A 25,380-nucleotide genomic window follows, 5' to 3' on the forward strand; every position below is an offset into this window, starting at 1 on the left:
GTACCGGGCTCGGAGAACCGGCCAACTATGCACCCTATGTATACACGGTGCGCATAGTGGACACCGGCCCGTCCCGGGCACCGCGCGGAAGGCTCCCATGCAGACCAAGGCACTGGCGCCCGAGTACCAGGGTGCTCTCACCAAGATGTCGGTGAACGCCTCCCTCACCGACGTACTGGCCGAGGGCGTACGGCATCTGAAACAGGCCGAGCTCTCCGGCTCCCAGGAGGAGGTGGCGCGGAGCGGGCTCGCCGTGGCCGAGGCGCACCGCCGGCTGGGGCAGGTCGAGGAGGCGGACCGGGCGTGGAAGGCCAGCTACCGGGCCGCGCGCTCGGCCGGGGCCACCGGGGCGATGGCCTGGGCGCTGTGGAGCGGGGGGACGCTGGCGCGTCAACGGGGTTCGCTGCGGCTGGCGTTCCGGCTGCTGGGGCTCGCCGCCGAGCTGGGCAAGCGCGGTGGCGACGTGGTCGCGCGCGGCTACTCGCTCGCCGGACTGGCCGAGACCGGGCGCATCCAGGGCGACTACGAGACGGTCGCCACCCTGCACGAGCAGTTGCTCGCCGAGGCCCGCGCCCGGGGCGAGGCCCGCCACACGGTGTGGGCACTGGAGGGCATCGCGCAGATCCACCGCAACACCGGGCAGCTCGACTCGGCCCTGGAGATGTTCGAGGAGGCGGCCGCCCTCGCGGGTGACGCGGACGACCGGCGGGGCCGGGCCTGGGCCCTGCGCGGCATCGCTGACATCGTTTCCCTCCGGGACGGGGCGACGGAACGCGCGCTCGGTCTGCTCGCCGAGGCCGAGGTCACCTGCCGGGAGATGAAGCTCTCCAGCGCACTCGCCTACAACCACAAGATGCGCGCCAACGTGCTCTTCCGCGCCGGACGGTACGAGGAGGCCCGCGAGGTCTACGAGCAGGCGCTCGGCGAGTTCCGCGCGATGACCGAACCCCGGGGCGAGGCGCTGGCGGCCCTGGGTCTGGTCAAGGCGCGCGCCCGGCTCGGCCGGGACCGCGCGGACACGGCCGCCGAGTTGGACGAGCTGCGGGGCAGGCTGAGCCGGATCGGGCTGCTCAACGCCCGGGAGATGGTGGAGAAGGCGTACGCCGAGCTGGGCGTGGAACCGGTCGCGGATCTCCCGGAGGCCTCCTCGGCGACCGCCCCCGGCACCGGATCCGCCGCCGCGTACGAGGAGGCCCGGGCCCGATGACCCTGTCCACGACCCGTCAGGCGGCCGCGCCGCAGATACTCGACCGGTGCCGCGAGCTGGTCCGGCCCGCCCTGGTCGAGTCGGTGCGCCGGCTCCACCCCTGGCACGCCGAGACGGCCGCCTTCTCGCTGGGCTGGAGCGGGGTGGACGGCGACCCGGTCCCCGGCTCGCAGGGTAAGGGGGTCCGCCAGGCGCTCGCGGTGCTCGGCGCGGAGGCCGCCGGGGGCAGCGGCCTGGACGGGGTCACCGGCGCGGTCGCCGTCGAGCTCGTCCACACCTTCTCCCTCATCCACGACGACATCATGGACGGCGACGAGACCCGGCGCCGCCGCCCGACCGTCTGGAAGGCGTACGGCACCGGGCCCGCCGTCCTGACAGGGGACGCCCTGTTCGCGCTGGCCGTCCGGATCCTGACGGAGGTCCCCGGCCCGAGAGGTACGGCGGCGGTGCGCCATCTGTCGGGGGCGCTGGGCGACCTGGTGCACGGTCAGGCGCAGGACCTGCTCTTCGAGTCGCGGCCGTGGACGGGGCCCGAGGCGGTCCTGCCGCACGAGTACCGCGCGATGGCCACGCACAAGACGGGGTCCCTGCTCGGCTGTGCCGCCGCCCTGGGTGCGGTGCTGGCCGGTGCCCCCGCGTCCACGGCCGACGCGCTGGACGGGGCGGGGCGGCATCTGGGCGTGGCGTTCCAGGCGGTGGACGACCTGCTGGGGATCTGGGGCGATCCGCAGATCACGGGGAAGCCGGTCCACAGCGACCTGCGGCGGCTCAAGAAGACCTTCCCGGTGCTCGCCGCTCTGGCGGCCGACCACCCGGCGGCCCGGCGGCTGGAGGCCCTCCTCACCGGGGCCGGGCCGCTCGACGAGGCGGGGCTGCGCCGGGCGGCCGAGCTGGTCGACGAGGCCGGCGGACGCCGGGCCACGGTCACCGAGGCCCGGGAGCACCTGCGGGCCGCCCGCGCCTGCCTGGACGGGGTGGAGCTCCACGAGGGCGCGCGGGGGGACCTGCTCACCCTGATCCCGTTCCTCGTCGACCGCACCGGATGACCTGAAGCCGGCGGCCTTTCCCGGGCCGCCGGCTGCGAGGATGAACACCCCCAAGCCCCTGAACACCCTTGAGCCCCTGCGCACCCCGAAGGCCGGAGCCGCCATGTACCCCCACCCCGCCCCCGTACAGGCACTGCTCGTCGTGGATCTCCAGGCGGCCTTCGTCGCGGGCGAGAACCCCGTGCCCGACGCGGCCCGGCTGCTGGACCGGGTCGACGCCCTCGTCCGCCGGGCCCGGGCGGCCGGGGCGCTCATCGTCCACCTGCAGAACGACGGGCCGGCCGGGGAGCCCGACGAACCGCACACCCCCGGGTGGGAGTTGTTCCTCCCGGTCAACGGCGGCCCGGCCGAGACCGTGATGCGCAAGACCGAGGACGACGGCTTCGAGGGCACCGCGCTGGAGGACCGGCTGACGGGCGCCGGGGTCGCGTCGCTCGCCGTGTGCGGGGTGATGTCGGAGATGTGCGTCCTGGCCACCGCCCGCAGGGCGCTGGAGCTGGAGTACCGGGTCGTGCTGCCGCACGACGCGCACGCCACGTACGACATCCCGGCCGCGCCGGGGATCAGTGAGATCGTGCCGGCGGCGATGGCGTCCCGGGTCGCGGAATGGGCCCTCGGCGACGAGGTGGAGATCATCGCCCACGCCGGGGACGTCACCTTCGCGGCCACCCGGGCGGAGTCCTTTCCCGACAATAGAACTACGTGACCGTCAGGTAGATGGTGCCGCCATCCACTGCGGCAACCGGCCGCCCCCGAGATGCGGCGAACAGAGTCACGTCCTCCCCGAGGCAATTCCTTCGGCCAGCCCCCGCGATTGCGCCGCACCCCCTCCCCTGACACGCATTCCGACGCTTTCGCGAAGTTACGGATCGGCCGCGCGTACCACCTGATCAGCGGCATCGTACGGGTAATCCCCACGTGGTCGTATGAGCGAGTCACGCGCACGATTTCGCCACATGTCTGCCAAAGTGCACTTCGGCTTTACTCACCGGATTGAGCGAAGAGAGCCGTACGTGCTGCACATGCGTCGTGCCGAAGAAAGACAATTGACGGTCCTTCATTTGGTTCAGCCCGTGGACGGTGGAGTGGCCCGGGTCGTCACCGATCTCGTCAGGGCCCAGACCGTCGCCGGGCTGCGGCCCGTGGTGGCCTGCCCGCCCGGGAGCCCGCTGGCCGTCGGGGCGGCCGCCGCCGGGGCTCAGGTCCGGGGCTGGTCCGCCACCCGGGCCCCGGGCCCGCGGCTGGCCGGTGAGGTCGCCGCCGCGCGGCGGATCGTCCGCGACTGCCGCCCGCACGTGGTGCACGCGCACAGCGCCAAGGCCGGTCTCGCGGGCCGGATCGCCGTACGGGGCCGGGTGCCCACGGTGTTCCAGCCGCACGCCTGGTCCTTCGAGGCCGTGGACGGCCGTACCGCCGAACTGGCCCGGGGGTGGGAGCGGTTCGGGGCGCGCTGGGCCGACCACATCCTCTGCGTCAGCGAGTCCGAGCGGCGCACCGGCCAGCAGGCGGGCATCGCCGCCCGCTGGTCGGTGATCCACAACGGCATCGACCTCGACCGCTTCCGTCCCGGCGGGCAGGCCGACCGCACCGCGGCCCGGGCCACGCTGCCCTTGCTGGACGGGGTGGATCCACGGGCTCCCCTCGTCGTCTGCGTCGGCCGTCTGACCCGGCAGAAGGGCCAGGACGTCCTGCTCGACGCCTGGCGGCGGCTGCGGGTGCCGGGCGCGCGTCTGGTGCTCGTCGGCGACGGCCCGGACCGGGCCGGCCTGGAGGCCACGGCCCCGGCCGGCGTCCTGTTCACCGGGGCGAGCGCCGACGTACGGCCGTGGATCCACGCGGCCGACGTCGTCGTCCTGCCGTCCCGCTGGGAGGGCATGGCACTGGCGCCTCTGGAGGCCATGGCCTGCGGCCGGGCCGTGGTGATGAGCGAGGTGAGCGGGGCGCGGGAGAGCGTGGCGCCGGGCGACGAGGACCACCTCCTCGTACCGCCCGAGGACCCCGCGGCGCTCGCCGCCTCGCTCACCGCGCTGCTCACCGATCCGGAGCTGCGCGAGGCGGTGTCCCACCGGGCCCTGCGCCATGCCCGGGCGGCGTTCGACGTCCGACGGACCGCGGGGGCGGTTGCCGGTCTCTACCAGGAAATTGTCTCCCTGTCCGGCCCCACGATGAGGAAGCGCACCGAGCGATGACGATGGAGAGTGCACCGGCCCCCGGCGCCGGACAGGCAACAGCCGTACAGGCGCCCACGGTTCATCCGCCGCGAAGAGGCGACGGCGGTACGCGGGAGCTCGGCGGTGGACGCGCCGCCACGCGTTTCGCGCCCGTCGCGCAGCTGCTCGGCGCGGACGCGGCGGCGCTGGCCGGCACGTTCGCCCTGTGCGCCCCGGCCGGCTGGCCCTGGCCCGTGGTCGCCGTCCAGGCGGTGGCGCAGGTGCTGCTCCACGCGTACCGGGGGCTCTACCGGCTCGGCCTCTCCCCCTCGGTGCTCTCCGAAGTGCCCGCGCTCCTCGGTCTCTCCCTGCTCCAGTGGTACGTGACCATGGAGGTCGTCGACGTCTGGGCCCCGGCCCACGCGTTCGGCTGGGCGGTGCTCGCGTACGCGGCGGCCGTCCAGACCGTGCTGTGCGCCTCCGCACGCGCGGTGGTGCACCGGATCCGGCACCGGGCGGCGATCCGCAACCCGCTCTCCACGCTGATCGTGGGCCACGGCCCGGTGGCCCGTCAGGTGGCGGCGGCGCTGTACGACCACCCCGGGTACGGGCTGCGCCCGGTCGGCCGGGTCGCCGCGTCCGCCGGTCCCGACGCCTCCGCCGTCTCCACGGAGGACGCCTCCGCACCGCCGGACGTCGTGAAGCTGCCGGTCCTGGTCACCCCGCAGGAGGTGGGACGGGCCGTCGTGCAGAACAGCGTGCGGCACGCGGTGTTCACCGCGCCGCCAGAGTCCACCCCCGACGGTGCCGCTCTGTTCGCCCTGCTCACCGGCCACGGCTGCCGGGTGTGGCTGGTGACCGGCGACACCGCCGTGGCCACCCGCCCCGCCGGGGGCCGCCCCGACCACCTGTGGGGATTCGCCGCCCACCCGCTCCAGGACGGCACGCACCGGCCCGTGAGCCATGCGGCGAAGCGGGTGATGGACGCCCTCCTGGCGGGGACCGGTCTGGTGCTGCTGTCCCCGCTGATGGCGGTGTGCGCGCTGGCGGTGCGGCTCTCGGACGGGCCCGGCGTCATCTTCCGGCAGGAGCGGGTGGGCCGGCACGGCCGCCCCTTCGTCCTGCTGAAGTTCCGTACGCTGCGGCCCGCCGACGCCCAGGAGTCGGCGACCCGGTGGAACGTGGCCTCCGACGGCCGGATGAGCCGCGCCGGCCGGCTGCTGCGCCGCAGCTCGCTGGACGAGCTGCCGCAGCTGTGGAACGTCCTGCGCGGCGACATGAGCCTGGTCGGCCCCCGGCCCGAACGCCCCTTCTTCGTCGCCCAGTTCAGCCGTACGCACCCCGGCTACCAGGCCCGCCACCGGATGCCGGTGGGCATCACGGGGCTGGCACAGGTGAACGGGTTGCGCGGTGACACCTCGATCGAGGAGCGGGCCCGGTTCGACAACCGGTACATCGATACCTGGTCCCTGTGGCAGGACGCGTGCGTGCTGGCGCGGACCGTGGGCTCCTTCTTCCGGCTCGGAGGCAGCTGACCATGGCCGCCACCCTCACCGCACCGGTGCCCGGGGCCCCGGCCCGTACCGTTCCGCTTCCGCCTTCGAGCGGTTGGCGGAGCCGGTGGCCGCTGCTCCCCCTGATCGCGACCGTCCTGCTGCCCGCCCTGCCGTACGCCGTCGGCGGCGGGGTGGGACCGGCCGACATCGCCTCCGGCATCGCGGTGCTGGTCTGTGCGGGGCGGCTGCTGTCCCTCCGGCAGCGCCCGCTCAATGGGGCCGCCGCCCTGGTGCTGGGGCTGCCCGCCGTGGGGTTCGCGGTGGCGGCGGTGACGGCGGCCGACCCCGGCGCCGCGCTGCCGGGTCTGGTCCGCTACCTCCAGGTCTTCGTCCTGGTCCCGGCCGCCGTCTGCCTCCTGCTCAAGGACGCCCACGGCTTCCGCATCGTCGCCGGGGCACTGGTGGTCCTGGCCCTCGTCCAGGGTGTGGTGGGCGTCGACCAGTACGTCACCGGGACCGGCGCCTCGTACATGGGCGAGGAGGTCCGGGCGGTCGGCACGTTCGGACCCAGCGACATCATGGGGATGGCCACGGTCGTCGCCTACGGACTGCTGGCCGCCGCCGCCTTTGCTCTGCGGACCCCGCGTACCGCCCCGGCCTGGCTGCGTCCCGCGGCCGCTGTCGTCGCCGTCGGGCTGATCGTGCCGCTCGCGCTCTCCTTCAGCCGGGGGGTGTGGATCGCCACGGCGGCCGCCCTTCTGGTGGCGCTCTGCCTGACGGGCCGCCGTCAGGCGCTCGCCTCGCTGGCGGTGCTGGGGGCCACCGGGGTGGTCCTGGTCGGCGGGTTCGGCATCGGCTCGGAGATGATCTCCGAGCGGGCCGCCAGCGTCACCCAGGTGACCCGGGCCCCCGACCGGTCGGTGAGCGACCGGTACGCCATGTGGAGCGCGGCGGGCTCCATGTGGCGCGAGCAGCCCGTGACCGGGGTCGGCCTCAAGGGGTTCCCGGCCCACCGCGACGCCCACGCCTCGGTCGGTCTCTCCTCCGGGAGCGACACGGCGGGCGCGGGCCAGCAGTTCCGCAGGCAGGCCCTGCTCTCCCCCCACAACATGTATCTGCTCATCCTCAGCGAGCAGGGCCTCATCGGCCTGACGGCGGTCGTCGGCAGCTGGGCGGCGATCCTGACCGGCGCCGTACGCAGGCTGGTCCGGGCCCGCTCGCGCGGCCACGCGGCCGTGGACTGCGGGCTGGTGGCGGTCGCCCTGATGGCCTGGCAGAGCGTCAACTTCCTGTACTCCGACATCGGCGGGCCCACGACCGTGCTGAGCGGCATCGTCCTGGGGCTGGCCGCCTGGTGGGCGCTGGCCGAGCCGGAGAAGGCGGGCACCGCATGAGCGACACCGGTACGGGGACGGAGGCGGAGGCGCTCCCCCGCGAGGCCCCTCCGCTCGACGACCGCCCCCGCGACGCCCTCCCCCAGAAAGCCCGCGCGGAGGCCGTCCCTCCCCTGCTCCCGGGGCCTGGGCAGCCTCCCGGCTCCGGCCCCGGGGGGACCACGGCCGTCGACACCACGCCGGAACCGGCGGACAGCGGCGAGGCTCCCGGGCTCGGCTCCTTCCTCGCCCGTGCGGCGGCGGGCACGGCGGTGCTGACCGTGCTCGCGGCCGTACTCGGCCTGGTGCGGGACCAGGCGATCGCCCGGTACTTCGGGGCGAGCGACGCCAGTGACGCGTTCCTCATCGCCTGGACCGTGCCGGAGATGGCGGCCACGCTGCTGATCGAGGACGGGATGGCGCTGCTCCTCGTCCCGGCATTCAGCCTCGCCCTCACCCGGCGCGCGGACGCCGAGGCCACCCCGAGGACCGACACCGGGGAACCGGCACCCGACCCCGTACGGGAGCTGGTGGCGGCCACCCTCCCCCGGCTCTGCGTCCTCCTCATGGCCGGAGCTGCGCTGCTGATGGCGGGCGCCCCCTGGGTCGTCCGCGTCCTCGCACCCGGGCTGGCCGATCCGGACCTCGCGGTGGACTGCACCCGGCTCACCGCCGTCACCGTGCTCACCTTCGGCATCACCGGCTACCTCAGCGCCGCCCTGCGCGCCCACCGCAGCTTCCTGCCGCCCGCCGGGGTCTACGTCGCGTACAACATCGGCATCATCGGCATGACGCTGGCGCTGCACTCGGTGTGGGGCGTACGGGCGGCGGCGGCGGGCGTCGCCGTCGGCAGCCTGCTGATGATCCTCACCCAGCTCCCCACCCTCCTGCGCCTGCTGCCGCTGGCCCGCCCCCGCTTCACACGGCTCAGGAAGCGTGCCTCGCGCACCGCTCCCCTGCTGGGCCTGACGGTCCTCGCCCCGGTCGTGCTGTTCGTGGTGAGCCGTCAGTCACAGGTGCTGGTGGAGCGGTTCCTCGCCTCCACTCTTCCGGCGGGCGCCATCTCGCATCTGAACTACGCGCAGAAGGTCGCGCAGATGCCGATGGTGCTCTCGCTGATGATCTGCACGGTGACGTTCCCGGTCGTCGCGCGGGCGATGGCCTCCGGTCAGCGGGAGAAGGCCCGGCAGCGGGTCGAGCGGGACCTCGCGCTGGCGGGCATGGTCGTGCTGCTCGGCACGGCGGTCGTCCTCGGTTACGCGCCCCAGATCATCGAAGTCCTCTTCCAGCGCGGCGCGTTCGACACCGCCGACACCGAGGCCACCGCGCAGGTGATGCGGGTCTACGCGGCGGGGCTGCTCGGCCACTGTCTCGTCGGCGCGCTGAGCCGGCCGTTCTTCTCGTCCGGCCGGCCCACCTGGTTCCCGGCGTTCGCGATGGGCACCGGGCTCCTGGTCACGATGGGCGCCGGATACGCGCTCACGTACCGCTTCGGCGTCTCCGGGATCGCCACCGCCAACGCCGTCGGGATCAGCACCACCGCGCTGCTCCTGCTGATGGGTCTGGGCACCCGGGTGGTCCCGATCCGGGCCCGGGCGGTCGCCCTGTCGCTCGGCCGTCTCGCGGGCGCGGCGCTGGTGGCCGGGGCGGCGGGCTGGGCGGCGGCGCAGCTGGTCCCCGACGCCGTGCTGAGCCTGGCCGCCGGGTGTGTCCTCGTCCCCGCCGTCTTCTTCCTGACCGGGCTGGCCCTGCGCTCGCCCGTGGTCGTCTCCCTGCTGGCACTCATCCGACGGAGGTTCACTGATGGCCGCTGACCCCTCGGCGCCTTACGCCGACGCTCCCTCGTCCCGGCTCCGCCCGCACACCCGACGTCAGCCGTGGATCCTCACGTACCACTCGGTCACGGACACCGACGACGACCCGTACGGCATCACCGTCTCCCCCCGGCGGCTCGGCGAGCAGCTGGCGTGGCTGCGCAGCCGGGGGTTGCGGGGGGTGGGGGTGTCGGAGCTGATGCGGGCCCATGCGGCGGGGCGGCGGGATGTGGTCGGGCTGACCTTCGACGACGGGTACGCGGACTTCCTCCGGGAGGCATTGCCCGTCCTGCGCGTCCACGGCTGCACCGCGACCGTCTTCGTCCTGCCGGGGCGGCCGGGAGGGGTGAACGAGTGGGACCCGCTGGGACCGCGCAAACCGCTGCTCACCCACGACGAGATCCGGCGCGTCGCCGAGGCGGGGATGGAGGTCGGCTCGCACGGCCTGCTGCACCAGGACCTCACGACGCTGGCCGACGAGGAGCTGCGCCAGGAGACCGTCCGCAGCCGCGAGTTGATCGCCGATCTCACCGGCACGCTCCCGGAAGGCTTCTGCTATCCGTACGGGACGCTGGACCGGCGGGTGGCGGAAGCCGTGCGCCGTGCCGGGTACGGATACGGCTGCGCGCTGGCTCCGGGACCGCTGCTCAGCCGGTTCGCGCTCCCCCGCACCCACATCAGCCAGGCGGACCGGGGCGTACGGCTCTGGGCGAAGGACCTGCGGCACGGGCTGCGCCACGGGGCGGTCCCCGGCGCGGGCGCCCGAACGGCTCCCCCGGTACGGGCGGGTGGCCCCCGGTGAGGGCGCTGCACGTCATCACCGGGCTCGGGGTCGGGGGCGCCGAGCAGCAGTTGCGGCTGCTGCTGCGCCATCTGCCGGTGGAGTGCGACGTGGTGACGCTCACCAACCCGGGCCCGGTGGCGGACGGCCTGCGGGCCGACGGGGTGCGCGTCATCCACCTGGGGATGCGCGGCAACCGGGACCTGTCGGCCGTCGGACGCCTGACCCGGCTGATCCGCGACGGCCGCTACGACCTGGTCCACACCCACCTCTACCGGGCCTGTGTGTACGGGAGGATCGCGGCGCGCCTGGCCGGTGTGCGGGCGGCCGTGGCGACCGAACACTCCCTGGGGCGCGCCGAGATCGAGGGCCGCCCGCTGACCCGGGGCATCCGCGCCCTGTACCTCTCCACGGAGCGGCTCGGCGCGGCCACGGTCGCCGTCTCCTCCACGGTCGCCGGGCGGCTGCGGGACTGGGGGGTGCCCGCCGAGCGGATCCGGCTGGTGCCCAACGGCATCGACGCGGACCGCTACCGCTTCGACCCGGACCGGCGGCTCGCCGTGCGGGCGGCGCTGGGGATCCCCGACGACGCGTTCGTGGTCGGCGGGGTGGGCCGGCTGGTGCCCGGGAAACGCTTCGACGTGGCGGTACGGGCGGTCGCCGCGCTGCCGGGGGCCCGGCTGCTGCTGGCCGGTGACGGGCCGGAGGCCGGGGCGCTCAAAGACCTGGCGGCCCGGCTCGGGGCGGCGGACCGGATCCGCCTCCTCGGGGAGTGCGGCGCGGGCGGAAGCGGCCCGGTGCCCGGGGTCCCGGCCCTGCTCAGCGCCGTCGACACCTTCGTATCGACGTCCCGCGAGGAGTCCTTCGGGCTTGCCGCCGTGGAGGCGCTCGCCGCCGGGCTGCCTGTCCTGCACGACGCCTGCCCGGCCATCGACGACCTGTCCGCCGCCCATGCCCCGGGGGCCACGCGGATCGCCGGGAGCCCCGACGAGCTGACCGCCGTGCTGCGGCAGCGGATACAGGACCGCCCGGACCGCAGCCCGCCACCGCGGGCCGTCGGCCACTACGACATCCGGCGCAGCAGCGAGCGCCTGATGGACGTGTACGCGTACGCCCTCGACACCGCCCCACCGAACCGGAGAGCCCTTTCATGACCGAGTCTCCCGAGCAGCAGCGACCCGCCGTCCTGCGGAAGCGGCTGCGTACCGCCCCCGCGCAGCTGCGCACCGCCCTCACCCGGCTGCCCCACTGGTGGCCCCTGCCCGTCTGTGTGCTGCTCGGCACCGCGTCCGGGCTCTCGTACGGGCTGCTCGCCTCCCCGCAGTACGAGGCCACCAGTTACGCCATGGCGGTCGCCGAGGAGGAGGCGGTCCCCGGGGCCGCGCTCGGCTACGCCCAGTCCTACGGGCGCCTCGTGACCAGCGACGCGACCCTCTCCTACGCCCAGGGGGCGGCCGGCGAGCCGGTGCGCGCCCTGCGCTCCCAGGTCCGCTCGGAGACCTCCCCCGACTCGCCGATGATCTCGGTGACCGGGACGTCGGACAAGCCGGGCAAGGCCGCCGACATCGCGAACGCGGTCATCGAGGCCGTCATCGTGAGCAGCGGCCATGTCTCCAAGGACACCGGGGTGAAGCTGATCAAGTTCACCCACGCCATGAAGCCGGACCAGCCGGTCTCGCCGTCGGTGCCGCTGGGTACCGCCGTGGGAGCGGCGGCGGGCGGTCTGCTGGGCGGTCTCGTCCTGCTCGTCCGCCCGCGCCGCGCGGGCTGGAGCGTCTCCGCCCAGGTGCCCGGACCGACCGCCGCCGAGGACCAGGCCACCGCCACCGAGGACCGGGAGCTCGTACGATGACGGCCGACCGGGCGGGCAGCCTCACCGTGACGCTCTGCCGTGACTTCCGGGAGTTCGGCGCGCTCGCCGGGGAGTGGGACGCGCTGCACCGCCGCTGCGCCACCGCCACCCCGTTCCAGAGCCACGCGTGGCTCCATTCCTGGTGGATCTCCTACGGTCAGGAGGGGAGGCTGCGGGTCCTGCTGGTGCGCCGCTCGGGGCGGCTGATCGGGGCGGCGCCGCTGATGCTGGTGCACCGTCCGATGCCGCTGCTGGTGCCGATGGGCGGGGCGATCTCCGACTTCTTCGACATCCTGCTGGACGAGGAGGAGGCCGGGTACGCGGTCGGGGCGCTCCAGCGGGGTCTGGACCGGGCCGCCCGGCACACCGTGGTCGACCTGCGGGAGGTCCGGCCGGACGCGTCGGCGCAGCTGCTCTTCGGGCGGTGGCCGGGCGCGCGGAGCCGGCTCACGGACTCGACGTGCATGGAGCTGCCCGCCCGGCCGCTCGGCGATCTCGTGGGCCGGCTCACCGGCTCGCGGGGCCAGCGGCTGCGGGCCAAACTGCGCAGGATCGAGGCGCTGGACGTGGAGGCCCGCGAGATCCCGCAGGACGGGGTGGCGGCGGCCATCGGCACCCTGCTGCGGCTCCACGAACTCCAGTGGCGGGACCGGGGGGTGAACCCGGAGCACCTGCGGGCCCGGTTCTCGGACCACCTGGTCCGCTCGGTGGGCCGGATGGTGGGCGACGGCAGTGCCGCCGTCACCGAGTTCCGGATGGGCGGCCAGGTCGTGGCGGCCAACCTGACCCTGCAGTCCGGGCAACTGGCGGGCGGCTACATGTACGGGGCGGACCCGGGGCTGCGGGACCGGAAGGTCGATGTGTCGACGATGCTGCTGCGCGAGGTCTCCCAGCAGGCCTCGGACACCGGCCGTGAGGTGCTGAGCCTGCTGCGCGGCGCGGAGCAGTACAAGAACCACTGGCAGCCGGTCACGGTGGTCAACCAGCGGCTGCTGCTGGCCCGCCCCGGTCTGGAGCCGCTGCTGCGGCTGCGGGAGTCGCAGGTGGCGGTACGGGAGCGGGCCGTGGAGACCGTGAAGACCCGGTTCCCCGCTGCGCGGGACTGGCACGGGCGGCTTACCACGCTTCCCGTCATCGGGCGGTGAGGCGGGCCGCGACAGGCCGTGGAACAACACCGCAAACATCGCCTTCGCGTCGATCCGTTACCGTCCGGCGCCTCTCGCGTTGTCAGGGCATGCGGGCCTCGTGCTCCGCAGCAACCCCCCTTCCTTACAAGGAGTTCTGATGTCGCGTATCACGAAGGTCGCCGCTGTCATGGCGGGCACCGGTGCCCTCATCGCCGGCGGCGCCGGCATGGCCTCCGCGGACGCCGGTGCGCAGGGTGCGGCCATCGGGTCCCCCGGTGTCCTCTCGGGCAACGTCGTCCAGGTCCCGGTCCACGTGCCGGTCAACGTCTGCGGCAACACCGTCAACGTGATCGGGCTGCTCAACCCGGCCTTCGGCAACACCTGTGTCAACGCCGACGGTGGCCACGACGACAAGGGCGACTACGGCTACGGCCGCTGATCACCCCGTTCCACGGAAACGGCCGGCTCCCTCCTTCCCGGAGGGGCCGGCCGTTTCGCTGTGCGCGCTCAGGCGTAGCGGTAGATCTTGCTGTGGTCGAGGAGCTTCCTCGGGGTGACGTTCCACGGGGGCATCGGGTCGTCGAGCCCGAAGACGTAGGCGCGGTCCCGGCCGGGTGAGGCGGGCTTGCGGCCCGGCAGGTAGGCGGCCTTGGGGTGCGCCTTGCGCCAGCGGTCCCAGAGCAGGTCGATGAACGAGTGGTGGAGCCAGAAGACCGGATCCTCGGGGGAGGCGGCCCCGGCCATCGGGCCGCCGACCCACTGGTGGACCCGGTTGTGGTTGCCGACGTTGCGCACCCGGTGGATGCCCCAGCCCTCGATGCGGTTGCGGAACCCCTCGGTGCTGATGCTGTTCCACGGCTCGGTGTCGTAGACCGGGTCCTTCAGCGCCCGCGCCACGTCGTCGGCGGTGGGGAGGGAGACCGGGTTGTTGCCGGGCCTGCCGAAGTTGCGGGTCAGCCAGTTCTGGTCGGTGACCCCTCGGCCGACACTCCAGTTGCCCGTGGCATAGGCGAACGGGCCGGTGGTGACGCGCCGGTCGCCGGCCCGGCCGTTGCCGCCGAGGAAGTCCTCCGCCCAGAGCGAGGAGGTGGTCGAGCGGTCCTTGGTCCAGTCCCAGTACGGGACGCTCACCCCCGGGTCGACGGCCTGGAGGGCCCGCTCGAACTCCAGCAGGTAGCGGCGGTGCCAGGGGAAGAACGAGGACGTCATATGGGCGGGGCGCGGCCGGCTCTCCGTGTCCATGACGTAGTACTCGCGGTGCATGACGACGAAGTCGTCGTAGCGGCCCGACTTCTTGAGCTTCAGGATCGCGTCGACGAGACGCCGCTTCTCGGTGCGCGTGAGGTCGCGCTGGTTCTTGCGGGTGTACACCGGTTCCGGTCCTCCTGGTTCTTGAGCGGTGCGAAGCTCACTTGTGGTGCCACGTGCGCCTGTGGTCGGGGGCGGGGAGCGCGAGGCGGGCGGTGCCGAGCTCGTCCACGGCGGCGCGGGCCGCCTCGCGGAGCGTGGGGAACGACTCGTAGTGCGTGACGTCGCTCAGATACGTGCCGTCCGCGCGCCGCATGACGTGCAGCGGGCGGCCGTCGATGCGGATCTCCGTGACCGGCTCGGTGTCGTGGGCCCCTGCGCCGCCGCCCGCCTCGCCGGCCGGGACCAGGACGGTCACCGAGCCGCGGATCTCCCGGCCCCGGTACATCTCGGCGAACTCCTCCGCCGCCGCGGCGGTGTGCCCGGGCCCCTGCGCGGGCGCGGAGGCGGTGCCCGGCTCGTTGTCGTAAACCGGCAGGAGGACCGCGGCGGTGCCCCCGGCGACGGCCGCGGTGAAGGCGGTGCGCAGGACGATCCGGCGCGACGGACCGCGTGCTCCACGCGGTGCGCCGCCGCCCGGATCCGTGGTTCGGCTCATGGTGACTGCCTCTCCTTGACGCCCCTCGGGGCTGCTGTTGCTCGCGATGGTGGCAACGAGGCGGCGCCGAAACCGTTCTCGTGGGCGCGGCGTGCTGCGCGTTCCGTCAAACGCGTGACCGTGCACGGCCATCCGCGCGGGAGGCCCGCGTCGCGCGGCGCGCGGCGTGCAACGGACCGGACCATGACCTGGCGAACTCGGCGAACTCGTGGAGGTGGATGGACATGACCGTTCCGAATCAGGTGTCCGACGATCGTGCGGCCCGCATCGATCTCGCCGACCCGGCCTTCTGGCAGCTGCCCCGCCCGGAGCGGCTCAGCGCCTTCGCCCGGCTGCGGCAGCTGGAGGCACCCGTGCTGTTCACGCCCCGTCCGGGCACCGCCCGTACCTCCGGCAAACCGTTCTACGCCCTCGTGCGCCACGCGGACGTGCTGACCGCGAGCCGTACCCCGAAGGTCTTCGCGAGCGCGCCGGGGGTCACCACCCCGGAGCCGGCCGGCTGGGCGAAGGCGCTGTTCGGGAACTCGATGGTCAACATGGACGGGCCCGAGCACGCGGCGCTGCGGCGGATCATCTCCCGGCGCTTCACCCCCCGGCTGCTCGCCGCCACCGAGGAGAACATCGGCCGGCTGGCCGGGCGGCTGGTGGACGAGATGATCGCCGAGCGCCCGGGCGACTTCATGCCCTCGGCGGCGTCGCGGCTGCCGCTGGAGGTGATCTGCGACCTGATGGGCATCCCCGGGGAGCACCGGCCGCGGATCGCCGCGCAGATCGACCACGCCTCCGAGCATGTCGGCGTCGAGCGCCGGGGCCGGGCCAGGCTGCGGATCCCCGGCCGCGGGCTCGCGTCGCTGGCGATGATGCAGCTCGTCATGGCGCGTCTGGCACGGGAGCGGCGGCGCCGCCCGCAGGACGACCTCGTCTCGGCCCTGGTGCGCGCGGACATCGAGGGCGAGGGCCTCTCCTCGCGGGATCTGGGCGCCTTCTTCTCGCTGCTGCTGGTGGCCGGGGTGGAGACCACGCGCAACGCGATCGCGCACGGGCTGTTCCTGCTGGGCCGGCATCCGGAGCAGCGGGAGCTGCTCCGGTCGGACTTCGACCGGTACATCGGGGGTGCCGTCGAGGAAATCGTCCGCCATTCGACGCCGATCATCCAGTTCCGCAGGACCGTCGTATCGGAATGCGAGCTGGGTGGCCGGACCTTTCTTCCCGGGGAGAAAGTCGCACTGCTCTACGCGTCCGCCAATCGCGATGAATCGGTTTTCACCCGTCCGGATCTCTTCGACATCACCCGGTCGCCGAATCCGCACCTGGGTTACGGGGGAGGTGGCCCGCACCACTGCCTCGGCGCCCACCTGGCCCGCCTCGAAATGACGGCCCTGTACCGGGAACTGCTCACCCGACGGACCGTCATCCGGCGGACGGGCGATCCGAAGCTGGTCGATTCGAATTTCGACAACCGCGTCGGTTCCCTGCCCTTCACGCTCGACTCCACCGTCACCTGAACGGCCCGTTCGCAACGCCGCATACGATAAATGGACCGCTCTATTCGCGTGCGGTGCAGGATGATGAAACTCTCTTCCCATCGGGCCGAACCGGCCGGAATTCCCTTTCAGCCAGGAGGAGTCATGCCGGCCAAGCGCCGACTCATCACCACATGCATCGCCGCGGCCGTCCTCAGTCTCCTGGCAGGCGGCGGTATCGCCGGGCAGCTGCCGCCGGGCACCGATTCCGTGGACAGCGCCGCCCCGGGGCCGCAGGGCAGCAGGGGCGCCGGTTCCACGGCGCACGGCGCCTATCTGGACTACGGGCCCGCCGGGGTGAGCAGGATGGCGGACCTGTCCCGCTGGCTCGGCGGCGCCGAGCTGCGGGTGGGGCACACCTACCTGCCGGGCGACCTGTGGGTGAACATCGAGGGGACCCCCGACTTCCTGGACGCCTGGGCCGACTGGCGCAAGGCGGACGAGGACCGGATGTTCGTCCTCAACGTGCCCATGCTGGAGCGGAACGAGGAGCGTGTCCCGGATGCCCAGGTCCGCCGGCTGCTGCGGTCCGGGGCGGCGGGCGACTACGACCAGCACTTCACCAGGCTGGCGGAGCGCCTGGTCTCCCTCGGTGTGCCGGACACGGTGATCGTGCTCGGCTGGGAGATGAACGGCACCACGTACACCCACCGCTGCGGTCCCGATCCGGCGTCCTGGAAGGCGTACTGGCAGCGGATCGTGACGGCGATGCGTGCGGTGCCCGGCCAGGAGTTCCGCTTCGACTTCACGCCCAGCCGGGGGCTGGACGCGGTGCCGTGGACCGCGTGCTACCCGGGTGACGATGTCGTCGACATCATCGGCATGGACTCCTACGACCAGCCGCCGGGCGAGTCCTTCGACGACCAGATCAACGATCCGTACGGCCTCCAGAAGCACGTCGACTTCGCGGCGGAGCGCGGCAAGCCGATCTCGTTCCCGGAGTGGGGGCTCTTCCGCAACGGTGACAATCCGGAGTACATGCGCCGGATGCTCGACTGGATCGACCGCCACCAGCCGCTGTACCAGACGATCACGGACTACTGCCCGCACGGGGTGTGGCAGTGCAAGAGCAATCCGCGCTCCTCAAGGGTGTTCCGGACGAAGCTCGCCGAGATGGCCGCCCCGGTGAAGCCCGCGCCTCCCACCACGGCCCCGAGCCCGACGCCTTCTCCGACCCCTTCCCCGACGCCGCCTCCGACTCCGAGCCCGACCGTCCCGCCGGCCGTCCAGCCGTCGCCCACGCCGTCGGTGCAGCCCACCCCCACCGCCCCCGAGGCGCCGGGCACCCGCAGGTGGTGTGTGACCGTGCCGTTCGGGGACCTGCTGGGGCCCTGGCTCAAGGAACGCAGGATCTGCTTCCGCTACTGACCGCGTGCATGGAAACGGCTCCGGCCCTCCACCGGAGAGCCGGAGCCGTCCACCCACACGGGTCCAGCGCGGGGGCAGATGGACAAGCAACCGCTTGTCACTCCCCCAACGGGGACACGGCCCGCCGCGTCACGCCGCCGAACGGGCGAAAGCCCGTACGCAGGACCGGGCCGGAGCGCGGGCCGCTGCGCACTCGGGGGTGACGCGCGACCATGGAGACCTAGAGATGGTGGTGAGGTGCATGGCATCCGCCGACGAGGGCCCCCCGGCGGGCCCCGGCCCGCTGCCCCCCGCGGATCCACGGGGCCCCGTGCGGCTGGGCGACGACGCGGTGGCGGTGATCGCCGGGGACGGCACGGTCATCGGCTGGACCCGCGGGGCGGAGGCCCTGCTGGGGTACGCGGCCGCCGAGATGGTGGGCCGCTCCGCCGCCCTGCTGCTGGCCGGGGCCCCGGACACCCGGCGTACGTCCGCGATCGCCGCCCGTAGCCGTGAGGGGTCGGGGTGGAGCGGGCAGATCGCCCTGCGCGGCCGGGACGACCGGCTGATCGATGTCGACGTACGGGTCTCCGCCTCGTTCCTGGTCGCCGGGCGCGAGGGTTTCCTGGTCTCCGGGCGGGAGCGCACCCCGCAGTGGACGGTCGACGGGTCGGTGCTGGAGGGGTTCCTGACCCGGTCGCCGGTCGGCATGGCGGTGCTGGATCCGGAGCTGCGCTACATCTGGCTCAACGACACCCTGGAGCAGTTCGGCGGGGTCCCCCGGGAGCAGCGCCTGGGGCGGCGGCCCGCCGATGTGCTGCCCGGGCTGCTCTCGGCGCCCATCGAGCGGCTGATGCGGCAGGTCCTGGCGAGCGGTGTACCGGTCACCGACTACGAGTACCTGGGCTGGAGCTGGTCCGACCCGAACCGCCGGCGGGCCTATTCGAGCTCGTTCTTCCCGCTGGCGGACGCCGAGGAGAACCGGATCGGCATCGGCTACATGGTGCTGGACGTGACCGACCGGTGGAACGCGCGCCGGCTGCTGGCGCTGGTGAACGAGGCGGGGGCCAGTATCGGCTCCACCCTGGATGTGCAGCGCACGGCCCAGGAGCTGGCGGATTTCGCGGTGCCCCGGTTCGCCGACTTCGTCTTCGTCGACCTGCTGGAGACGCCGCTGGGCCGGGACCGGCCGGAGACGCCGCTGCCCGGGCCGGGGATGCAGGTCGGCAGGCCGCCGATGCTCCGGATGGCAATGAGTTCGGTGCGCGAGGGGTGTCCGGAGGCCGTGGTGCAGATCGGGGAGAGAGTCGAGTTCGTACCGCCGCCGCACGACGTCCACCTCCTCTTCGACGGTGACCCGGTCCTCCTGCCGATGCTCGACCCGGACAGCCATACGTGGGCCGTGGAGCACCCCGCGCGGGCCGCCCGGATCCGCGAGTTCGGGCTGCACTCGCTGATCTCCGTGCCGATGCGGGCGCGGGACACCGTCCTCGGGCTCACCACGTTCATGCGGTCGCAGAACCCGGTCCCGTTCGACGAGGACGATGTGGCGCCGGCCCGGGAGCTGGTGGCCCGGGCGGCGGTGTGCGTGGACAACGCCCGGCGCTACACCCGGGAGCACACCGCCGCGCTGGTGCTCCAGGAGAGCCTGCTGCCGCACACCCTGCGCGGCGGGACGGCGCTGGACGTGGCCTCCTCCTACCTCCCGGCGGACGCGAAGGTCGGCGTCGGGGGCGACTGGTTCGATGTTATCCCGCTGTCCGGGGCCCGGGTCGGCCTGGTCATCGGGGACGTGGTGGGGCACGGGATCAGCGCGGCGGCGACGATGGGGCGGCTGCGGACCGCCGTGCAGACGCTGGCCGACATGGACCTGGCGCCCGACGAACTGCTGGCCCGGCTGGACGACCTCGTCATGCGGCTGAGCGAGGAGGAGCCGGCGGGCGGGAAGGCCGACCGGGGCGGCACGACGGTGCTGGGCGCCACCTGCCTCTACGCCGTCTACGATCCGGCGTCCCGCTGCTGCACGATGGCCCGGGCCGGGCACCCGCCGCCGGTGATCGTCACCCCGCAGGGTGCGGTCAGCTTCCCCGACCTTCCCCTCGGCCCGCCGCTGGGCCTCGGCGGGCTCCCCTTCGAGTCCCTCGAGGTCGAGCTGCCCGAGGGAACCCTGCTCGGCCTCTACACCGACGGCCTCATCGAGGGCCCCGAGAAGGACGTCGAGCAGGGCAAGATCCGGCTGGGGCGGGCGATCTCACGGGAGGGGCTGCCGCTGGACGAGCTGTGCGAGGCGGTGGTGAAGGAGCTCCTGCCCGTTCCGCAGCCGGACGACATCGCGCTCCTGCTCGCCCGCACCCACGCGCTGAGGCCCGACCGGCTGGTCTCGTGGGAGGTGCCGCTCGACCCGGCGGCCGTCGGGGCGACCCGGAACAAGGTGGCCCGCCAGCTGGAGGCGTGGGGTCTCGACGAGCTGACGATGACGACCGAACTGATCGTCAGCGAGCTGGTGACCAACGCGATCCGGTACGCCTCCGGCCCCGTCCGGCTGCGGCTGCTGCTCCAGTCCGTGCTGACCTGCGAGGTCTCCGACGCCAGCAGCACCACCCCACGGCTGCGGCACGCCCGGACGACGGACGAGGGCGGACGCGGTCTGTTCCTGGTCGCCCAGCTCGCCCGGCGGTGGGGCACCCGGTACACGCACCGGGGGAAGATCATCTGGGCGGAGCAGGGGCTTCCGTCGTCTCCGCCTCCGCCGGTGCCCACGGTCGGGTCCCCTCCGGTGTCTCCGACTCCTCCCGGCTCTTCCGGCTGAGCAGCCTCGTCAGCGCGCCGCCCGCCCGGATCAGCTCGTCCCAGGTGCCCTCCTCGACGATGCGGCCCCCGTCCAGGACCGCGATGCGGTCGGCCCTTCGGACGGTGGCGGGGCGGTGGGCGATGATCAGCGTCGTACGGGAACGGGCCCGGGAGTCCGCCGTGAGCGCCCGCGCCAGTTCCGCGTCGCCCTGGTGGTCGAGGTGGGCCGTCGTCTCGTCGAGGACGAGGACCCGGGGGCGGCCGAGGAGCCCCCGGGCCAGGGCGACCCTGGCGCGCTGGCCGCCGGAAAGGGTCGCGCCGCGTTCGCCGACCGGGGTGTCCAGGCCCTGGGGCAGCGCGTCGGTGACGGGGACGAGGCCGCAGGTGCGGATGGTGGCGGCCAGCTCGTGGTCGGTGGCGTCGGGGGCGCCGAGGCGGAGGTTCTCGGCGAGGGTCCCGTGGAAGAGCGGGGCCTCCTGGCCGACGACGCACATGGCGGCCCGCAGGTCGTCCTCGGCGAGGTCCCGCAGGTCGACGGGGTGGGCGGGGCCCTGAGGAACCAGCTCCACCATGCCTTCCTGCGGGTCCCAGTAGCGGGCCAGGAGATGGGCGACGCTGCTCTTTCCGGCCCCCGACGCGCCGACGAGGGCCACCGTCTCGCCCGGCCGCACCGTCAGGTCGAGGCCGTCCAGGACGGGGGCGGAGCCGTAGCCGAACCGTACGCCGCGCAGCCGCAGGCCCAGCGGGCCCGCAGGGGCGGGGAGCGGGGAGACCGGGGCGGGGGCCCCGGCGGGGGCGTTCACCGCCGCGCGGACCCGGGCGGCGGCGGCGCGCAGGCTGCCCGCCCGGCCCAGCGCGGCCGCCGATTCGGCCACCGGGGCGAGGGCGCCGAGGGCGAGGGCCATCGCTGCCGGGGCCCAGGCGCCGTCGAGCCGTCCGCCGCCCGCCGCGTGGGCGGCGGCGGCCACGACCCCGATGACGGCGCCGACGACGAGCAGATCGCGGGCGGCTCCGGCACCTGTCTCCCAGGACTGCTCGGCCCGCTGGGCGCGGGCGAGGCGCCGGCCGCCGGACCGCAGCCGGGCCCGCGTACGGTCCAGGGCGCCCGCCATCAGCAGCTCGCGGATGCCGTCGACACTCTCCACGCTCTCCGCGGAGAGGTCGGCGAGCGCGGCCCGGGTCCGCGCCCCGCGCTCGGCCCGGCCCCGCGCCTCCAGCAGGGGCGACCAGAGGAGCAGCAGGGCGGCGGGCACGACGGCGAGAAGCAGCCAGGGCCCGAGGACGCCCAGCAGGGTCGCGGCGACCGCGAAGACGAGCCCGGAGGCGAGGAGTTGGGCGATGGCGTGGGCGTAGAAGAACTCCAGCGCCTCCACATCCCCGAGCGCGGTCGCGGCGAGGTCACCACTGCGGCGCCCCGCGATCCGGGCGGGGGCGGAGCGGGCGAGCCCGTCGAAGACCCGGACCCGCAGTTCGGCCAGGACGCGGTAGGCGAGGTCGTGTGAGAGGTCCATCTCCCGCCAGGTGGCGAGCGCCCTGAGCAGGACGAGCCCGATGAGGACGGCCACGGTCGTGGGTGAGGGGGCGCGGTGCTCGATCACCGCGGTGCCCACGGTGTGCGCGGCGAGGGTGACCAGGGCGACCAGGGCCGCCTGGTCGACGAGGGCGGCGAGGCAGGTGCGCAGAACGGTGACGCGGTGGGCGCCGAGGACGGGGAGGAGGGAGCGGAGGGCGCCGGTGTCGTGGGGGGCGGTGGCCTTCGCGGATGCGGACAGGGGTGCGGGCTCGGGCGGTGTCATGCGGCGTGTTCCTCCTGGGCGGTGCGGCCCGCTTGCTCCTGGGCGGTGTGGCCCGTCGGCTCCGTCGGCTCCTGGGCGGTGTCGCCCGCTTGCTCCTGGGCGGTGTGGCCTGCCGCGATGAGCGAGGCGTACACGCCGCCGCCCGCCAGCAGTGCGCTGTGGTCGCCGGATGCCTCGACCCGGCCGCCGTCGAGGACGACGATGTGGTCGGCGTGGCGTACGGCGTCGAGCCGGTGGGCGACGACGAGGCAGGTACGGCCCCGGCTCGCCGCCGGCAGCTCCCGGACGATCCGGGCCTCGCCCCGCTCGTCCACCGCGCTGGTCGCCTCGTCCAGGATCAGGACCGGGGCGTCGGCGAGGAGCGCGCGGGCGAGGGCGAGCCGTTGGCGCTGGCCGCCGGAGAGCGTGGCGCCGCGTTCGCCGACGAGGGTGTCGTACCCCTGGGGGAAGGCGGTGATCTCCTGGTGGATGCCCGCCGCCCGGGTGGCGGACCGCAGCTGTGTGTCGGTGGCGTCCGGCCGGGCGATGCGCAGGTTCTCGGCGATCGTGGCGTGGAAGAGGTACGTCTCCTGGGAGACGACGGCGATCCCCCGGCGCAGCGAGGCGAGGGGGTGGGCGGCGGTCTCGGTCCCGGCGATCGTGACGCGGCCGCTGTCGGGGTCGCGCTGGCGCAGCAGCAGGCTGAGCAGGGTCGACTTCCCGGCGCCGGAGGGCCCGACGATCGCCGTCGTCCGCCCGGCGGGTGCGGTGAAGGTGACGCCGTCCAGGGCGGGGCGCTTGCTCGACGGATGGGTGAAGTGGACGTCTACGAAACGGATTTCGGGGGCGGTGTCCCAGCGGGCCTCCACCGTTCCCCGGTCGGCGACGGCGGGTTCGGCGGTGCGCAGGGCGGCGATCCCGTCGGCTGCGGAGACCCCGAGGTAGCCGGCGTGCCATTCGCGGGAGAGGTCGCGGATGGGGCGGAAGCACTCGGAGGCGAGCATGAGCAGGAGGTACGTCCCGGTGGTGGCGGTGCGTCCGGTGGCCGCCGAGGAGCACGCCACCAGGACGGCTGCCGCGGTGCCGCCCTGGACGGCGAGGTCGGTGAGGCCGGTGTCGACGAGCGAGACCCGGAGTTTGGCGACGGTCGCCCGGTGGAGCGCCACCGACCGCTTCTCCAGCCGGTCCCGTACGCGGCCCACCGCACCGGCCGCGCGCAGGGTGGCCATGCCCTGGAGGGCCTCCAGGTAGTCGGCGGCGAGGGCTTCGTAGGAGTCCCAGTGCTCCTTGCCGCGCCGGGCGAGCAGGCGGTCCCATCCGCGCGGACCGAAGAGTGCGAGCAGCAGGGCCAGGCCGAGGGCGAGGGCGGCGTACGGCTCGATGAGCGCGACGGCGACGAGCAGGAGGGGCGGGACGGCGGAGGTGATGAGCGCCTGGGGGAGGTAGCGGGAGACGTACGCGTCCACGCCCTCGACGCCGTCGACGAGCGTGGCGCGTACGGCTCCGGCCCGGGCACCGGTGATCGCGGTGGGCCCGAGTTCGCCGAGGCGGGACAGGAGGGTGTCGCGGAGCCGGATCCGGACGGCAGCGCCCGCGGTGACGGCGGTCAGCCGCTGGGCCCGGCCGAGCGCGGCGCGGACGAGGACGACGGCGAGCACGGAGAGGAGGAGCGGCGCCAGGCCGGACGTGTCTCCCTGGGCGATCCGGGAGAGGACGACGGCGAGCAGCACGGCTTGCGCGAGGTGGGTGAGGGTGACCGCGGCCAGCAGCGCGGTCGCGCAGCCGAGGGGGCGGCGGGCGGTGCGGGCGGCGCGCAGGAGTTCGGGGTGGAGCATCATGGGCGTTCTTCCTTGCCCGGGAGGGGCGGTGGGGCGGGGAGTGAGGGATCGGCCGGCCCGGCGAGGGCGAGGCCGTGGACGATCCAGTCGTGTCCGGGGGCGTCGCCCAGTGCGGCGCCGAGGTCGGCCTGGAGCCAGGAGCCGATGGGGCGTGAGCGGAGCCCGAGGGCGGTGGCGTGGGCCTGGGTTACCCCGGCGGCGTAACCGGCGGCCAGGTGGCTGCTACGGATCAGGGACGGCGGGGCGTCGGCGGGGCAGCCGTGGGCGACCAGCACCGCGCCTGCCGTACCGATCCACCGCTGGCCCGCCGCCCAGTGGGCGAGGGTGGGGCGGGCGTCGCCGGAGGCGAGGCGGCCGGCGGTCGTGAGGAGCCCCGGGGCGTCGCCGCCGACCGCCGCGGCCCAGGCGGGGCCGTCCGGCCGGGCCCCCTCGGCGGTGGCCAGGACCCGGGCGAGCAGGTCCGGGGCAGGCGGGTGCGCCAGGTCGGAGGGGGGTGCGCTCCTTCGCGTACGGAGGGTCTCGTCCGTCACCGGGGCGGGGCGGGCAGCCGGGTGCCAGGTGAGGCCTGTTCCTGCGGTCAGGTACGTCAACAGGTGCCGTGCGGCAGCCAGTTCGCGGGGCGGGGCGTCGCCTCCGGCGCCCCGTTGCGGGAGTGGGTCGGCGGCGCAGGGCAGGGCGGCCCAGGCAGTGAGCGGGGCAGTTGAGGGGACGGACCCGTCTGCGGACGGCAACCAGACGGCCGCGAGTGGGAGTTCGGGTTCGACGCCGGGCCATCGGGCCTGCCGATCGGCCGCGCGGGGCAGCCCGGCAGCCGCGGCGAGCTCTTGACCGTCCGCGTCGAGGGAGACCCGCACGTCGCCCGGGGCAGCGGCCAGCGCCAAGGCGGCCGCCGCGTGACCGGCGTCCAGCAGGAGCAGTGGCCAGGCGCGGTGCTCGTAGTGGGCGACCGTACGGGCGGCCGTCACGGTGAGGACGACGGCAACTCCCGGGAGCGCGTCAGCGGGGGCCCGGCCGCGCGGGTGGGCACGGTGGGCACGCGGGTCGTAGGCGTACCGCCCGGGCGGCAGCGAGCAGCCGGGGCCGACGAGCAGATGCGCCCGTACGGGATGGAGCGCGCCCGCCGAGGCGACGGGCCGCAGTCGGCCGCCCGCGTTCCGGGGCGCGGCGAGGGACAGCCGCAGAACACGGTCCAGATCCACCCCTCCCCCGGCCCCGGCCGGGTGCAGTCCCGGTTCGCCCCACGGAAAGGCACGCTCCGGCAGATACGGGACGGTGCGCGGCACGCGGGGTGACCTGGCGTCGGCCAGGGCGCGGCTCAGGAGGCCGGGGGCTGCGGGAGGAGCGTGGGTCATGGG

20 protein-coding genes are annotated in these 25,380 nt (G+C 74.4%); 15 read left to right on the forward strand and 5 right to left on the reverse strand.

Annotated elements, in window-relative coordinates; translation table 11 throughout:
* The first annotated feature begins 97 nt into the window (after positions 1-97).
* The 12 genes from R2B67_RS01535 to R2B67_RS01590 all read left to right on the forward strand — a co-directional run bounded on the left by R2B67_RS01535 (position 98) and on the right by R2B67_RS01590 (position 13,285).
* Positions 98-1,207: a tetratricopeptide repeat protein gene (locus R2B67_RS01535; protein ID WP_317815993.1), complete on the forward strand. Its 1,110-nt coding sequence runs from the start codon at positions 98-100 to the stop codon at positions 1,205-1,207.
* On the forward strand, positions 1,204-2,253 hold the full coding sequence (locus tag R2B67_RS01540; RefSeq protein ID WP_317815994.1) for a polyprenyl synthetase family protein: 1,050 nt from the start codon (positions 1,204-1,206) through the stop codon (positions 2,251-2,253). Before R2B67_RS01535 ends, R2B67_RS01540 begins: the two co-directional genes overlap by 4 nt.
* A 103-nt stretch (positions 2,254-2,356) precedes the next feature.
* Positions 2,357-2,959, forward strand: coding sequence for an isochorismatase family protein (locus R2B67_RS01545; RefSeq protein ID WP_317824754.1), 603 nt, complete (start codon positions 2,357-2,359; stop codon positions 2,957-2,959).
* Positions 2,960-3,266: 307 nt separating this feature from the next.
* A complete protein-coding gene (locus R2B67_RS01550; RefSeq protein WP_398867832.1) occupies positions 3,267-4,442 on the forward strand; it encodes a glycosyltransferase in 1,176 nt (391 codons plus the stop codon).
* Positions 4,439-5,938: a sugar transferase gene (locus tag R2B67_RS01555; RefSeq protein ID WP_317815995.1), complete on the forward strand. Its 1,500-nt coding sequence runs from the start codon at positions 4,439-4,441 to the stop codon at positions 5,936-5,938. The genes R2B67_RS01550 and R2B67_RS01555 overlap by 4 nt, the downstream gene beginning before the upstream one ends.
* A gap of 2 nt (positions 5,939-5,940) precedes the next feature.
* The gene (locus R2B67_RS01560; protein ID WP_317815997.1) at positions 5,941-7,293 is read left to right on the forward strand and encodes an O-antigen ligase family protein; all 1,353 of its coding nucleotides are present in this window, start codon (positions 5,941-5,943) and stop codon (positions 7,291-7,293) included.
* Complete coding sequence (gene murJ, locus R2B67_RS01565; RefSeq protein ID WP_317815998.1) at positions 7,290-9,086, forward strand: murein biosynthesis integral membrane protein MurJ; 1,797 nt, start codon at positions 7,290-7,292, stop codon at positions 9,084-9,086. Before R2B67_RS01560 ends, murJ begins: the two co-directional genes overlap by 4 nt.
* Complete coding sequence (locus R2B67_RS01570) at positions 9,076-9,888, forward strand: polysaccharide deacetylase family protein (protein WP_317816000.1); 813 nt, start codon at positions 9,076-9,078, stop codon at positions 9,886-9,888. The genes murJ and R2B67_RS01570 overlap by 11 nt, the downstream gene beginning before the upstream one ends.
* Positions 9,885-11,021: a glycosyltransferase gene (locus tag R2B67_RS01575; protein WP_317816001.1), complete on the forward strand. Its 1,137-nt coding sequence runs from the start codon at positions 9,885-9,887 to the stop codon at positions 11,019-11,021. The genes R2B67_RS01570 and R2B67_RS01575 overlap by 4 nt, the downstream gene beginning before the upstream one ends.
* Positions 11,018-11,719 (forward strand): YveK family protein, encoded by a 702-nt coding sequence (locus R2B67_RS01580; protein ID WP_317816002.1) that lies wholly within the window; start codon positions 11,018-11,020, stop codon positions 11,717-11,719. Before R2B67_RS01575 ends, R2B67_RS01580 begins: the two co-directional genes overlap by 4 nt.
* Entirely contained in the window at positions 11,716-12,864 is a 1,149-nt protein-coding gene (locus R2B67_RS01585) for a GNAT family N-acetyltransferase (RefSeq protein ID WP_317816003.1), read from the forward strand. Before R2B67_RS01580 ends, R2B67_RS01585 begins: the two co-directional genes overlap by 4 nt.
* A 139-nt stretch (positions 12,865-13,003) precedes the next feature.
* Complete coding sequence (locus R2B67_RS01590) at positions 13,004-13,285, forward strand: chaplin (protein WP_317816004.1); 282 nt, start codon at positions 13,004-13,006, stop codon at positions 13,283-13,285.
* Positions 13,286-13,353: 68 nt separating this feature from the next.
* Here R2B67_RS01590 and R2B67_RS01595 read toward each other — a convergent pair whose 3' ends face one another.
* Both R2B67_RS01595 and R2B67_RS01600 read right to left on the reverse strand, forming a co-directional pair.
* Positions 13,354-14,217 carry a tyrosinase family protein gene (locus R2B67_RS01595; RefSeq protein WP_317816005.1) on the reverse strand — a complete coding sequence of 288 codons (864 nt, stop codon included), beginning with the start codon at positions 14,215-14,217 and terminating at the stop codon, positions 13,354-13,356.
* A gap of 37 nt (positions 14,218-14,254) precedes the next feature.
* Positions 14,255-14,752: a tyrosinase family oxidase copper chaperone gene (locus R2B67_RS01600; RefSeq protein ID WP_317816006.1), complete on the reverse strand. Its 498-nt coding sequence runs from the start codon at positions 14,750-14,752 to the stop codon at positions 14,255-14,257.
* Between the two features lie 224 nt (positions 14,753-14,976).
* On the opposite strand from R2B67_RS01600, the gene R2B67_RS01605 reads away from it, so the two are divergent.
* The 3 genes from R2B67_RS01605 (at position 14,977) to R2B67_RS01615 (ending at position 20,431) form a co-directional block, all read left to right on the forward strand.
* Positions 14,977-16,257 carry a cytochrome P450 gene (locus R2B67_RS01605; RefSeq protein WP_317816007.1) on the forward strand — a complete coding sequence of 427 codons (1,281 nt, stop codon included), beginning with the start codon at positions 14,977-14,979 and terminating at the stop codon, positions 16,255-16,257.
* Between the two features lie 123 nt (positions 16,258-16,380).
* Complete coding sequence (locus R2B67_RS01610; protein ID WP_317816008.1) at positions 16,381-17,643, forward strand: glycoside hydrolase family 26 protein; 1,263 nt, start codon at positions 16,381-16,383, stop codon at positions 17,641-17,643.
* A 241-nt stretch (positions 17,644-17,884) separates the two neighbouring features.
* Complete coding sequence (locus tag R2B67_RS01615) at positions 17,885-20,431, forward strand: SpoIIE family protein phosphatase (protein ID WP_317816009.1); 2,547 nt, start codon at positions 17,885-17,887, stop codon at positions 20,429-20,431.
* Here the strand turns inward: R2B67_RS01615 and R2B67_RS01620 are convergent.
* Genes R2B67_RS01620 through R2B67_RS01630 form a run of 3 tightly spaced genes read right to left on the reverse strand, consistent with a single transcriptional unit; the run spans position 20,331 to position 25,377 of the window.
* A complete protein-coding gene (locus R2B67_RS01620) occupies positions 20,331-22,208 on the reverse strand; it encodes an ABC transporter ATP-binding protein (RefSeq protein WP_317816010.1) in 1,878 nt (625 codons plus the stop codon). The genes R2B67_RS01615 and R2B67_RS01620 overlap by 101 nt on opposite strands.
* Complete coding sequence (locus R2B67_RS01625; RefSeq protein ID WP_317816011.1) at positions 22,205-24,025, reverse strand: ABC transporter ATP-binding protein/permease; 1,821 nt, start codon at positions 24,023-24,025, stop codon at positions 22,205-22,207. Before R2B67_RS01625 ends, R2B67_RS01620 begins: the two co-directional genes overlap by 4 nt.
* Positions 24,022-25,377, reverse strand: coding sequence for a nitroreductase (locus R2B67_RS01630; RefSeq protein WP_317816012.1), 1,356 nt, complete (start codon positions 25,375-25,377; stop codon positions 24,022-24,024). Before R2B67_RS01630 ends, R2B67_RS01625 begins: the two co-directional genes overlap by 4 nt.
* Positions 25,378-25,380: the final 3 nt, after the last annotated feature.

Origin of the sequence: Streptomyces cyaneofuscatus, assembly GCF_033109485.1 — a bacterium.
Taxonomy (GTDB): Bacteria; Actinomycetota; Actinomycetes; order Streptomycetales; family Streptomycetaceae; genus Streptomyces; species Streptomyces cyaneofuscatus.